The sequence below is a fragment of the Enterobacter cloacae complex sp. XAL002 genome (assembly GCF_049236805.1).
In the GTDB taxonomy this organism is placed as follows: Bacteria; Pseudomonadota; Gammaproteobacteria; order Enterobacterales; family Enterobacteriaceae; genus Enterobacter; species Enterobacter intestinihominis.
The window spans coordinates 85,450-97,613 of the sequence record NZ_JBMKJN010000005.1 but is presented as its reverse complement, the minus strand read 5'-3'; the positions used below and the strand labels follow the sequence as shown (position 1 = coordinate 97,613).

11 protein-coding genes are annotated in these 12,164 nt (G+C 54.5%); all 11 read right to left on the bottom strand.

The genetic code is table 11. The annotated features are described in order from the left end of the window. Complete coding sequence (locus ACOT0L_RS06340; protein ID WP_126502889.1) at positions 1-441, bottom strand: DcrB-related protein; 441 nt, start codon at positions 439-441, stop codon at positions 1-3. Positions 442-517: 76 nt separating this feature from the next. After that, positions 518-1,177, bottom strand: coding sequence for a hypothetical protein (locus ACOT0L_RS06335; protein WP_260473308.1), 660 nt, complete (start codon positions 1,175-1,177; stop codon positions 518-520). Then, on the bottom strand, positions 1,150-1,593 hold the full coding sequence (locus tag ACOT0L_RS06330; protein WP_227414793.1) for a hypothetical protein: 444 nt from the start codon (positions 1,591-1,593) through the stop codon (positions 1,150-1,152). Before ACOT0L_RS06330 ends, ACOT0L_RS06335 begins: the two co-directional genes overlap by 28 nt. Positions 1,594-1,744: 151 nt before the next feature. Beyond that, a complete protein-coding gene (locus tag ACOT0L_RS06325; RefSeq protein WP_227414794.1) occupies positions 1,745-2,167 on the bottom strand; it encodes a hypothetical protein in 423 nt (140 codons plus the stop codon). Between the two features lie 57 nt (positions 2,168-2,224). After that, positions 2,225-2,737 carry a hypothetical protein gene (locus ACOT0L_RS06320; RefSeq protein ID WP_260473309.1) on the bottom strand — a complete coding sequence of 171 codons (513 nt, stop codon included), beginning with the start codon at positions 2,735-2,737 and terminating at the stop codon, positions 2,225-2,227. Further along, on the bottom strand, positions 2,718-5,258 hold the full coding sequence (locus ACOT0L_RS06315; RefSeq protein ID WP_126502890.1) for a type VI secretion system Vgr family protein: 2,541 nt from the start codon (positions 5,256-5,258) through the stop codon (positions 2,718-2,720). The genes ACOT0L_RS06320 and ACOT0L_RS06315 overlap by 20 nt, the downstream gene beginning before the upstream one ends. Positions 5,259-5,342: 84 nt before the next feature. After that, entirely contained in the window at positions 5,343-5,759 is a 417-nt protein-coding gene (locus ACOT0L_RS06310) for a hypothetical protein (protein ID WP_022648397.1), read from the bottom strand. Positions 5,760-5,811: 52 nt separating this feature from the next. Beyond that, positions 5,812-6,573 (bottom strand): ankyrin repeat domain-containing protein, encoded by a 762-nt coding sequence (locus ACOT0L_RS06305; RefSeq protein ID WP_023300316.1) that lies wholly within the window; start codon positions 6,571-6,573, stop codon positions 5,812-5,814. Beyond that, complete coding sequence (locus ACOT0L_RS06300) at positions 6,570-8,036, bottom strand: phospholipase (protein ID WP_126502891.1); 1,467 nt, start codon at positions 8,034-8,036, stop codon at positions 6,570-6,572. Before ACOT0L_RS06300 ends, ACOT0L_RS06305 begins: the two co-directional genes overlap by 4 nt. A gap of 25 nt (positions 8,037-8,061) precedes the next feature. Next, positions 8,062-9,495: a serine/threonine protein kinase gene (locus ACOT0L_RS06295; protein ID WP_022648400.1), complete on the bottom strand. Its 1,434-nt coding sequence runs from the start codon at positions 9,493-9,495 to the stop codon at positions 8,062-8,064. A gap of 24 nt (positions 9,496-9,519) precedes the next feature. Next, positions 9,520-12,135 (bottom strand): type VI secretion system ATPase TssH, encoded by a 2,616-nt coding sequence (gene tssH, locus ACOT0L_RS06290; RefSeq protein WP_045621071.1) that lies wholly within the window; start codon positions 12,133-12,135, stop codon positions 9,520-9,522. Positions 12,136-12,164 lie beyond the last annotated feature (29 nt).

Genomic DNA, 12,164 nt, shown 5'->3' with positions numbered 1-12,164 from the left:
TTACACATTCCGGTTGTCGTTTAGCGTCAGACTTTGCTTCAGTGCGCTCCAGCGCGCCTCGTCCTCTTCCGTAAAGGCTTTTAAGGCCGAGAGGGTAAAAATCATCAGTACCGGTTTGTCCGGCGTCTGCACGGCAAGCTGTTTTTGCCACAGGCGCTGGCCGTTACGGTCAAAGGTGGTCTCAACTTCCAGCCCGTTAATTTTTCCGTCAGGCCCGGCTTTTACGTGCTGAAATTCGCTCTGGGCGATCTCACCCATCTGAGAACGCAGCACATCCCACTGGCGGTGAAACTCTTGTTCGTAATCGCTACCATCCGGGATGACGCCGCGGCTGACCACTACAGATAACCCGCTTTCGTCATCGCGAATAATGTTCATGCTGTTATCCTGCCAGGCAGCAGGGAAAAGGGAAAACGAACCTTCCTGGAGGGTGTATTTCATAAGTGAACTCGGGATGATTAATATTGTGAGAAACAAAAGAGGCCAATCCGTGCTGGCCTTTTGGCTGGCTGTATAGTTATTTAAGCCACTGGCCTGACTGTTCGACTAAAACATGACTGCCTTTGCTGACAACCAATTTCACAGGTGCATACGTTACGGTGTAAACGGACTCGCCATTCTTGTACGTTGAGCCGATTATTTTACCTGCGGAGTCGTGCAACGTTTTTCCCCTTAAGGAGATCGTACTGTTATCGCTTTTGCGCACGCCGAGATAGACCATCTGGTCACATTCGCTATCAAAATGACCGCACTTATTTATAAGAGAAATAGCGAACCTTTCGGTGTCCAGTTTTCTGGTTTCAGCGTTTTGAACCGAAGCGGCTTTACGTAACTTATAACGCTGCGGAGCATAATCATTTCCTTTTTGAGGAGGCGTTACCAGACTCCATTCCATTTCACTCCCCTTTATTTCCAGAACAGCTCGTCCGTTTGCGCCGCCAAACGATGAGTTGAACTCTACATTGGCACGATTGCCAGCGATCGTACCGCTAAGATTTCGCTCATAATTTTCCGGACAATCTATGCGGTTGCCTCTCAGGAAGATATAGCAATAAGACCCGGTGATACGGTTGCCAGATTCAGCTAACCGCAGGGTTAACGTCGAGTCGTTGCCAACCCCGCCTGCCCAAACCCCGTCAAACACAGGTCTCAATTGGCTGTTCGTTGCAAACTGCATCGTATTGAACCTGCAGCCCATTGATGGATATCAGCATTAATACCCGGGCTAGTACCAGAGGATTGGTAATGGATTACGTCCGACTCCGAAACCACCCAGGCCGCAAAGATTTTGCCGTCAGGATTGATAACCAGCACGGATGCATTCTCCTGATAGAGATCTTTTAACCAACCTTCAACAAACAATCCGCCACCTGTGGTGGTATGCGGTTCACCGAAGGCATCAAAGTTATCAATTAAGGTCTGGTAATGATTTCCCAGCAGCGTCCTGAGATTGTCTGTCACTTCCCTGTCGTTAACGATGCGATTGACCGTATCGAGCTTATCGTATTGCGATAATTCAAGTGCCGATGACGTTTCAACGACGCCTGTCAATAAAGCGGTGAACAATACGACTTCCAGATATTTTTTGGTCATAATTTATTCTGAAGTACCATTTTCGTAATACATGGTTATTTGCACAACCTTACTGTATTTCACCTCAAAAAGAGTAATTTTTTACCCAATTCATAGGAAACCCACTGCTCCCCTGAATCATTTTCGACCTGACCATCGCCGTATGCATTGTTCAATTCTCTGGTTGTTGAACCCACCTGAACTCCACGCAGCGTTGAAATATCTGAGGCAGCCAGCGTAACCTGGGAGACGATATAATCGTCAACGCTTCTTTCTGCTTTATCCCACCAGAGATAAGAACTGTATATTTCGACCCAGCCTTTTGATGCTGGTAGAATTTATAGTTTGTTCCATCAAAAGGAATCTCACCGATAAAACAGCCTTCCACCGGAACGTCAATTTTACGGGCAATATCAGGCGTCCATCTGTCGCCCAAGGCGACAGGCTGGTCGTTGATCTGCACGGAAAAATCCTGTTTTGTCAGAATGGATGACATAGTCTGAGCGAAAACTTCATAACTGTTCAGAAATGTTGATATCAGGGCAAAAAAAGACAGGCAGAAAGGCGTATTTTCACGGTTATCGTCATTTACCATGATACATATTACACTTCTCACCACATCAATAAGTGGTGAGTCAAGGAATCAGTTTTTTTAGTCTGCGCTAATAACGACCACACCCAGGCAGTCAGGGTTTTTAACCGTGAAACTGAAGCTCACTTTTTGACCATTCAAATCCTTTGGCGCTGTATAACTCGTCACTTCGCTCTCCGAGCGGCCTCGTGGATAATCAGTTAACGTCAGCTGCGGATAATGCTTTTTAACGGTATCGAGTGTGATGCACTGGCCTGACGGCGAAAAATTCAGTAACGGTGCCATACCTTCACTTTCTTTGCTTAAACGTAAATCAATTGCAGTAATGTTCGTTCCATCCGCCAGTTGGATATCGTCGGCATTGTAGAAATTGATATATTCATTCTGTTTCGTTAGCTTGAATGACAACGGAGCGTTATCCAGACTGTTAACGGACAACGTTTTGAGTGATGCGCTCATTTCTGCAATGAACTGCCAAAGATCCTGTTTTTGCATGTTACCTCCTGCCATTCCCGTCGTTAATAAAGCCGCAAACACCGCACCCGTTTTTATACTATGGATAATTTTTATCATACCAACCGCCATAATAATCTTCGTAATATTGCCCTGTGGTAGACGTTTGTTCGCCTTTGCCAAAGATACGGCCTATCTGCGTACGCGCTTCACTTTCCTTTATAGCCCCGCGTTCGAGAGAATCGTAGATTCGATTATATTGTGACTGATTTGCCGGATTGCCTGCAATACCTATATCCCCTCCCTTATTGGCCAGGATTTCACGCTGCACCCGGATATTATTCAGTGTTGCAGCGCCTTCATCACTAAGTGCACTGTTCAGGTAGGCATCGCGCGATGAAACATCAATGTTAGGTTCATATAACGCGTGGCCACTTTCATGCGACAGAGACTGAACAACAGCCTTCGGATTACCAAGCTCATTTTTATCAACGGTAATAACTCGCGTTTGACGATTAGCAAACGTTCCCTTGCCTGCTTCACCCTCTTCGAATGTCCAGCCTCGTTTCTTTAAAGTCGCAATGTCATTTTTCATGGTTGGTGATTTGTCTACAAGACCATCCACATCCTTACCATATCCGCTTGAAGGCACACCTGATGATGGGGGTGTTGCAGTTTTAGAGGTTTCGGCAGGCGCGCTTGCAGCCGCACCTGCCTTACTCTCCTTTCCCGGCGCAAACTTCTCCTGCACCGCCGCATCAATATCCCCTTTATGCCCCGATCCCGGTGCCGTTGTGCCCGGCTTGGTTCCCGAGGTATTCAGATGCAGCTTGCCGCCCGTGGTGATATAGCCGTCCCCTTCAACGAAGAAATTGAACTCTTTGCCAATCAGGTTAATTTTGCCGTTAGCGTTAAGCTCAATAGCACTCTCACCCGAGACCAGCCGCAGCTTGGTCCCGGAAGCAATGACATACTGCTCTACCGCTGCATCCAGCTTGCCTTTTCCCGTCAGGATCTCGGTTCCGCCTTTCACGGCCTGGATCTGGTTCGCTTCAACACGATGCAGCTCATTTTTCTTCACGTAATGGCTGCGTGCGCCCCCGACGCTGTGCGTTTCATCATTTTTAACGCTGGTGTCCATATTACGCTCAGCCTGGATCCACACCTGCTCTGCGCCCGCCTTGTCCTCAAAGCGCAGGGCGTTGGCGTTGTCCACGGAACCGTCTTTCGTGCGGCTCATAAAGCCCATCTGCGTCGCCGCAGCCGGCAGCGCCCACGGTGGCATGCTCGCCTCGTTATACACGCGGCCGGTGATAATCGGTCGGTCCGGGTCACCGTTGATAAAGTCCACCACCACCTCGTCGCCGACGCGCGGGATCTGCACCCCGCCGTAGCCCTGGCCCGCCCAGGCGCTGGAGACACGCACCCAGCAGGAACTGGTGTCGTCACCCTTCGCCAGACGGTCCCAGTGGAACTTCACCTTCACGCGGCCATATTTGTCCGTCCAGATACTCTCCCCCTGCGGCCCCACGACTTTCGCCGTCTGCGGGCCGTAGGTCCGCGGCCACGCCGTGCTCTGCGCCGGACGGTACGACACCGACGCCGGGATTACGGTGAAATCGGTGCGGTGAATGGTTTCACCTTCGCCGCTGGCGTAGCGGTTCTCCTCGAAGTGATACCCCGCCGCCGTCACCAGATACTCGCCGTTATCGCTGAAGAATGGCGCGTTGGTCAGGGTAAAGATGTGGCCCGGCGCAATGCCCGCCGCCGTGGCCGTCGCCTGAATCTGCTGATGCTCCACCTGCCAGCGCTCCTGACGGATACGGGCGTAGAACTCCGCATGGCCTGTCTCCACAAAGCGCCCCGGCCAGTCGTACACGTCGATGCTTCCCGGTTTCGGTGACGCCGGGTTCTGCTGCGCCTGGAAAAGCCACGCGTTCGGCTTGCGGAAGTCGTAATCATCGAGGCTGTAAATCCCCGGCGTCACGCTGTCCTCCAGCGCCCACTGGCTGATGCCCTCTTCATCCGTACTGCCGCCGGACGGCGTCTGATGGTAAGGAATGACCTCATAGCCGCTGAACGGCTGATGCTGCGTCGCGGCGTCGGTCAGTACCAGGGTGTGCTTGTCCGCCTCGTGGCTGAAGTAGTACGCAATCCCCTCCAGCTCCATCAGGCGGCTGATGAAGTCCAGGCTCGACTCCTGATACTGCACGCAGTAGTCCCACACCCGGTAGCTGCCGGTGAGTTTGTCTTCGAGGTTAACCTGATGCTCACCCAGCAGGGTTTTCACAATCTGCGGTACCGTCTGGCCCTGGAAAATCCGCAGGTTACGGTCGCGCTTCATCGGCCACAGGTCCGGCTCCACCGTCAGCTGGTAGACCGCATAGCGGGTGCCCGTCAGCTCCACGGCACTCACCGCCACGCGCGTCACCTTGCCGTTGATATAGCGGGGGGTAAGCAGGTTCTGGGTGGGGATGGTCACCGTGACCGGCTGACCGAGCAGCCTGCTGCGGTCAATGCGCGCATCCGTGCCGAGCAGGGTCAGCGTCAGCGCGAACGACTCCGACATCGCCTCGCGGCCGGAGAGTTTCCAGAAAAGCAGCCCCTCAACCGGGAGCTGAACGGTAATTCGGTTGAGCATAATCTTTATTCCGTAATGGTTTATGCTGAGAGTATTTTTAACGCAAGGTTTTTTTAAACGTGAATGTTCTGGTTGTTGGCCGTCTTACTCTTTAACCGGGGGCCATTCCCCTTCATATTTATAAATCCACAGGGAATAGATTTTCAGAAACTCTGACAAAAAGAACAAAAAGCCATTTAGCCAGACATTCATCACGCCCGTGAAACTTAACACCAGGGGAAAAAGGGAAACTGAGTAGCGAAATCCAACCAGACGCAGTATTTCCTGGTAGAGCGCCAGTCTTCTCGCGTATAAATTCCGGGCGAAGAAGCACCATGCTGAGGCAATAAAAGAGAGCAACAACAAGAAATCGAGAATAAAGAAAAGAATAACCAGAGCGCTATACCCACCAGCAGACAGCGTGTTCACAACCGTACTGAAGGCGTGTATATCGGAAATAAAAGGGATTCTGTCATGTCGCACGGACTGGGCACAATAGAGCACAATGGCCAGGGCATCCATGCATCCCCAGAAAACGAAAACCTTATCTCTGGCGTTCATGACAGTTGAGCAATCACTTAACCGGCGCGGGTGGCCATTCGCCCCCCTTCTGGATGAGCTTCTCTTTTATTTCGTTTAATTTCTCGTATTGCTCACTGCCTCGGTCAAGTCCATTCAGCGCGTCCGCGAGCGCATTGCTCATCGACCAGCCATTTTTGGCCTTAATTGACGGATCCGCTCCCCGATCGAGCAGCAACAAGACATGATCGTAAGCCTGGTTATCCAGCGCATCAAACACCAGCGTTTTACCCAGTGAGTTGGTTGAGTTGACGTCAGCACCGCGATCGAGCATGGCTTCCAGCGTCTCTGTATTTTTCGCTTTAAGCGACTGGAAGACGATCGGTTCGTGGAAAACCTTATCTTTCACGTTGGGTGAGAGGCCACCGTCCAACATCGCGTCGATCCAGTCCGCACTGTCTCCCTTTAGGGCAAATTCAGCAGGACTGCTTTTTCCCTGCGGTCGAGGCTGGAGCGGATCTGCGCCATCCTTAACTAGCAACGTAATCACCTTTAAATGGCTCGACGTTTTTTTATCATTAATTGCGTTGCCAAGGGCCCAGAAAAGCAGGGTCATATCCTGCTTTCCTGGTTGATTAAGGTCGCTGTCTGGCGCAAGCGTCTTCACCGCATCGACGTCGCCTTCCTCAATCGCTTTCGCCAGTTCAAGCTGCTGGCCGCTGAAGTAGTCCTGTGGATTAAGGTCCATATCCTGCTTACACCCCTGAATCATGAATAAAAAACATAACGCGACAAAAGCCATCAACCCTTTTTTCACAATCGACTCCCGATTATCGAAATATCCTCATCCTTCTGTTGCTCTATGCAATCAATCGCTTGATTAATTCCGTGGCGGTCCAGCGCGCTTCCGGTTCCACCGGGAAGATCATGGGGTATTCCGGCAGCATTAGGGCTCAGCGCAGAGATTTCCTCTTTGAGGATCCACGAAGGGACATGCCCTTTCATCGTTTTCAGATCTTCCCAGGGGTTAACTTCCTGAATCTTCGTCAGCAGTTCACCTTCAACCCGATACGCCTGGATATTATCCGTACTGCCTAATATCTTACCGCCGTATTTTTCTACGGTTCCGGCATTTAGGCCGGCGGCGTTAAACGTCCACCCCGCTTTCCCGCTGCCCATAGAGGTTGCAGAGGCGAGACCACCGCCAAGGGAATGACCGGCAATATCAATATTCTGCCCTGACCTTGCCAGCTCCTTACCGATACTCACGGCCTTTTTATAATAATCTGAAGCCATACCCATGCCCTGTGAGAAGTTATTCGACCAGTCAGCCCCGTTTACCACCGGCGCCAGTTCCCCTTTGGTCAGTAGAGAGGAGACATTCTCAGACAGAGAGGCGAAACCAGGCTCGCGCGATCCCCTGAATACCAGCGTGGGGTTCATATCTGCACCAAACACTTCCGGCTTCGGTTGATAGACGCGCGCCAGAAAATTGGGGGACGTATCATCGTCAAAGAGCATGGATTTGTTCAGCCCGAACTTTCCTAACAGCGCATCGTCATTACTGATATCTGTCCATCCCTCCGGCACGTCCGGTGTGGTTTCGAGCGGGTTCACGGTCTTATAAATATTTTCCGCAAGCTTCGCTTTTTCCACCGCGATATTATTCGCTGCCAGACGTTTTGCGGCGATCTGGGCATCCGGATAAAGGCTATTGCTCCCCTTCGCAATCAGATCCTTACGCGCCTGCCAGCGTTCTGCTTTGGTCATCTTCTGAAGCTGCCCGGCATAGGTTTTACCGTCCTTGCCGGGAGTAGGTTCATCCTGCACCTGTGCCGTTTTAGATTTCACTACCTGTTTTGGCAGTACCGTTGGCGCAGGGCGAGATCCGTACGTTCTCACCATGGTTTCGTAGCGGTCAACAATCGTACTCACCGGATACCAGCCCAGGCCGACCAGCGAGGCAGCCTGGAGTTGCCCTTTGGCGTTGATATAAAAAATTTCCGTTACTGATGACCAGTCACGAAAACTTTCGTCAATGGCAACCACTCTGCCCATCTCTAAATCCTGCGCGATCAGCGTGCGGGTATTGCGCCCGGACTGATAAGGATTCGCACCGGTGATCGTGCGCAGCAGATCGTAGCGCGTGAAGAGCGAGCGCAGCGAATGGTCGGGAACCGACATAATCCACTGTCCGGCAACGGACGGGCGGATTATTTTCGCAAACAGCGCTGGCGAGACGTTCTCGTGGAACAGATAGACAAACTTGATGTTATACATTCGCTCCGTCCTGTTACCCGCAGGCTTACGGATTCACCAGCCAGGTGCCTGGCTTCGCAATATCCAGCGTCTGGGTACGCGTTCTTCCATTGCCTTCCAGTTCAATGCGGGTCTCGCCTGCAGGCAGTTTCAGCGATGCGTAACCGTTATTGCCCGGACGCAGCGCTTTCGGCTCGCCGTTCACCTTCAGCGTCTCGCCATCAAGCATGCGGATATAGACCAGCGCGACCGGGCTGGCGTCGACAGGCGACGCACTCTGCTGCGCCGTAGCAGGTGGCGCTACCGGCTCGCTCACGTCGGCCGTTGCCGGTCTGGTTTCCGCTGCGGCGGAGTTTTCAGCCGGAGGGCTCACGGCAGGGGTTTGCGCCGTCTGCGCTGGCGTTTCCTGGCTGCCGCCGCCGAACAGCATCGCACCGGCAACCACCCCAACCAGCACGCCCGCGGCCACCAGCCCCGGAAGCTTGTAACGTCGCCAGTCCAGCGCGGAAGCAGATGTCTCCTCTTCCACCGGCACCAGCATCGTGCCGGTCTTCTTCGCGGTCAGCACCTCGTCGATACCGGCGACGGGCATCTCGATCAGCGCCGCAAACTCTTCGATGGATTGCGGACGGTCTTCCATATGCAGCGCCAGCGCCTTGTCGATGGCCTGAAGCAGCGGAATGGAATACCCCTGCGGCATCAGCTCCACCAGTGGTTTGCAGGTGTCCTGAATCGAACGCACCACGCTGACCGGTGGCGGAGAGCCAACGATAAGGGTGCGCAATACGGCGCCGAGCGCGTAGATATCCGTCCACGGCCCCTGCTCGCTTTCATTGTCGTCGGTATACTGCTCGATAGGCGCGAACCCCGGACGCAGCATGGTTTCCGTCTCATCCGAGAGATTACCGATGGTGCGGCGCGCCGATCCGAAATCAAGCAGCACCGGCAGGCCGTTATCCTGAATCTGAATGTTATCCAGCGAGATGTCGCGGTGCAGGTAGCCCTCATCGTGGATCGTTTTGATGGCGCCGAAGAGCATTGGCAGCATGCGGCGGATCCACGCCTCGTTAATCAGCTCCGGTTTCTCTTCGCGCAGACGCGACAGCGTGGTGCCGCTGTAAAACAGCGTCCCCATATAGGCCGTGTCGTTTTGCACCCAGAAGCGCAGCACGTGCAGCAGGTTCGGGTGGTTAAAGCGCGCCAGCAGGCGGGCTTCCTGGATGAAGCTGTTCAGACCGGCAGAAAACGCTTTGCCGAAGCGCTCGCTGCGCAGCACCAGCGTCATATCCTCGCCGCGCACGGCGAGGGAGGAAGGCATAAACTCTTTGATAGCGATAGTGCGTTCGAGCTGGTGATCCCAGGCGCGATAGACGATGCCGAATCCGCCGCCGCCAATCACCTCTTTTATCTCAAACTCATTGAAACGGTACCCGACCGGGAGCGCGTTTGGGACAGTCCGATTGTTATCATTATCCGTCATCTTTTACAGTTCTCTTGATGATTATTACGCGGCAAACTGACAGTGGAACTCGCCCTGCTCGCAGGTGACATGCAGACGTCGGTATTGCTCGTCGCTGCGGCTGGCGGTAAGTAAAATCTGGCTCATCTGAGGCAGCAACGTATTGGTCAGAATCGCATCCACCATACGCCCGCCCGACTCAACCTCGGTACAGCGCTGAACAATCTGTTCGACCACGCTGTCGTCAAATTCAGAAATAATATTGTGATTCTCTTCCAGACGACGCTGAATGCGCCTGAGCTGAAGACGCACAATCTGCCCCAGCATCTCGTCGCTCAGAGGGTAATACGGCACCACCAGCAGGCGGCCCAGCAGCGCAGGTGGGAACACCTCCAGTAGCGGCTGGCGCAGGGCGCCACTTAACGCATCAGGATCCGGCATCAGTTCCGGGTCGGCGCACATGGCTGCGATCAGCTCGGTACCGACATTAGAGGTCAGAATAATAATAGTGTTACGGAAATCAATGTGACGCCCTTCACCGTCCTCCATCCAGCCCTTGTCGAAGACCTGGAAGAAGATCTCGTGCACGTCCGGGTGCGCTTTTTCAATTTCATCCAGCAGCACCACGCTGTAGGGACGGCGGCGCACGGCCTCGGTTAAGACGCCGCCTTCACCATAGCCCACATAGCCCGGAGGCGCACCTTTTAACGTCGAAACGGTGTGCGCTTCCTGGAATTCACTCATGTTGATGGTAATGACGTTCTGCTCGCCGCCGTAAAGCGACTCCGCCAGCGCCAGCGCGGTTTCGGTTTTGCCCACGCCGGACGGCCCGCAGAGCATAAATACGCCGACCGGTTTGTTCGGATCGTCAAGCTTCGCCCGCGAGGTTTTTACCCGACGGGCAATCAGATCCAGACCGTGACGCTGACCAATAACCCGCTGGTTCAGCGTATCAGCCAGGTTCAGCACCGCGTCGATCTCATTTTTCACCATCCGGCCCAGCGGGATCCCGGTCCAGTCTGAGACCACCGCAGCCACCACGTTTTCATCGACCGCGGCAAACAGCAGCGGTTCGTCACCCTGTAAGGTCTTCAGCGCCTGCTGCTGTTCTGCCAGCTGGCCGCGCAGTTCAGCCGTATCCTCATCACTCGCCGCAAACAGTGCGGCACGCAGACGGATAATTTCCTGCACCCGCGTGCGCTCTTCTTCCCAGCGACGAGCCAGGGCCTCGCGTTGGGTTTCGAACGCGTCACGTTCGGCGCTTAATGTCGCCACGCGCGCCGGATCGCCCGCCCCCACGCGCGCTTCACGTTCGGCAATCTCCAGCTCCACGTCCAGGGCCGCCAGATGACGCAGGCAGTCTTCCAGCTGGGCAGGCGGCGCGCTCTGGCTGACGGCCACGCGCGCGCAGGCGGTATCCAGCAGCGCCACCGCTTTATCCGGCAGCTGACGCGCAGGAATATAGCGATGCGACAGTTTCACCGCCGCGCTGACCGCTTCGTCGAGGAGTAAAACCTGATGATGAGTTTCCAGCGGCGACACGGTGCTGCGCAGCATCAATACAGCTTTCGCTTCATCCGGCTCGTGAACCTGTACGGTCTGGAAACGGCGGGTCAGCGCCGGATCTTTCTCAATGTATTTTTTGTATTCCGCCCAGGTGGTCGCGCCGATGGTGCGCAGTTGCCCACGCGCCAGGGCAGGCTTGAGCAGGTTAGCGGCATCGCCGGTACCCTGCTGGCCGCCAGCGCCAATCAGGGTGTGGATCTCATCGATAAACAGAATAATCGGCGTGGCGCTGGACTGCACCTCGTTAATCAGCGCCTGGAGGCGCGCCTCAAATTCCCCTTTCATGCCCGCTCCGGCCTGAAGCATGCCGATATCCAGCAGCCACAGCTGAACGTTTTGCAGCGGCTCAGGCACGTCGCCGTCAGCGATACGCAGCGCCAGCCCTTCCACCACTGCCGTTTTCCCGACGCCAGCTTCCCCGGTCAGCAGGGGGTTGTTCTGGCGACGACGCATCAGAATATCGACCATCTGGCGGATCTCTTCATCGCGCCCCACCACCGGGTCAATTTTCCCATCCCGGGCGCGCGCCGTCAGATCCTGACCATACTGCGCCAGCGTGCCCTGCGCAGCCGGTACTGCCCCGGCAGCTGCGTCCGCAGCGGCGGCGGCCTGCTGGCTCTCTTTGCTGCTGGCGCAAATAGCGTCGAACTGTTCGATCAGCACCTCGACGTTAAGACGGGTGAACTGCGCCGAAATACTTTTCAGCACGTTAGCCAGATTCCACGTTTTCAGTATGCCGATCAACAAATGGCCGCCGCGGATGCGGCTGACGCCAAACTTCAGCGAGCCGTAGACCCAGGCGCGCTCGACGGCGCTGTCGATATGCTCGGAAAGGTCAGAGACGGAACTCGCGCCACGCGGCAGGGCATCCAGCGCCGCCACGATATCGCGCGTCAGCTGCTGTTCATCAAGGGCGAAGTGACGGATGACCTGTTGCAGATCGCCATCCTGCTGCTGCATCAGCTGATGCAGCCAGTGCACCAGCTCAACGTACGGGTTGCCGCGCAGCTTACAGAAGGCAGTCGCGCTTTCCAGAGAGGTAAATAACAGCGTATCCAGTTTGCCGAAAAGCACGGCACGGCTAATTTCTGACATGTTAGTTTCCATTAACAATGATTCGGTAT

Excerpts from the sequence above, each read along its gene's own strand:
- ACOT0L_RS06340 (WP_126502889.1), bottom strand. The coding sequence starts at position 441 with ATGAAATACACCCTCCAGGAAGGTTCGTTTTCCCTTTTCCCTGCTGCC.
- ACOT0L_RS06335 (WP_260473308.1), bottom strand. The coding sequence starts at position 1,177 with ATGCAGTTTGCAACGAACAGCCAATTGAGACCTGTGTTTGACGGGGTT.
- ACOT0L_RS06330 (WP_227414793.1), bottom strand. The coding sequence starts at position 1,593 with ATGACCAAAAAATATCTGGAAGTCGTATTGTTCACCGCTTTATTGACA.
- ACOT0L_RS06325 (WP_227414794.1), bottom strand. The coding sequence starts at position 2,167 with ATGGTAAATGACGATAACCGTGAAAATACGCCTTTCTGCCTGTCTTTT.
- ACOT0L_RS06320 (WP_260473309.1), bottom strand. The coding sequence starts at position 2,737 with ATGATAAAAATTATCCATAGTATAAAAACGGGTGCGGTGTTTGCGGCT.
- ACOT0L_RS06315 (WP_126502890.1), bottom strand. The coding sequence starts at position 5,258 with ATGCTCAACCGAATTACCGTTCAGCTCCCGGTTGAGGGGCTGCTTTTC.
- ACOT0L_RS06310 (WP_022648397.1), bottom strand. The coding sequence starts at position 5,759 with ATGGATGCCCTGGCCATTGTGCTCTATTGTGCCCAGTCCGTGCGACAT.
- ACOT0L_RS06300 (WP_126502891.1), bottom strand. The coding sequence starts at position 8,036 with ATGTATAACATCAAGTTTGTCTATCTGTTCCACGAGAACGTCTCGCCA.
- ACOT0L_RS06295 (WP_022648400.1), bottom strand. The coding sequence starts at position 9,495 with ATGACGGATAATGATAACAATCGGACTGTCCCAAACGCGCTCCCGGTC.
- tssH (WP_045621071.1), bottom strand. The coding sequence starts at position 12,135 with ATGTCAGAAATTAGCCGTGCCGTGCTTTTCGGCAAACTGGATACGCTG.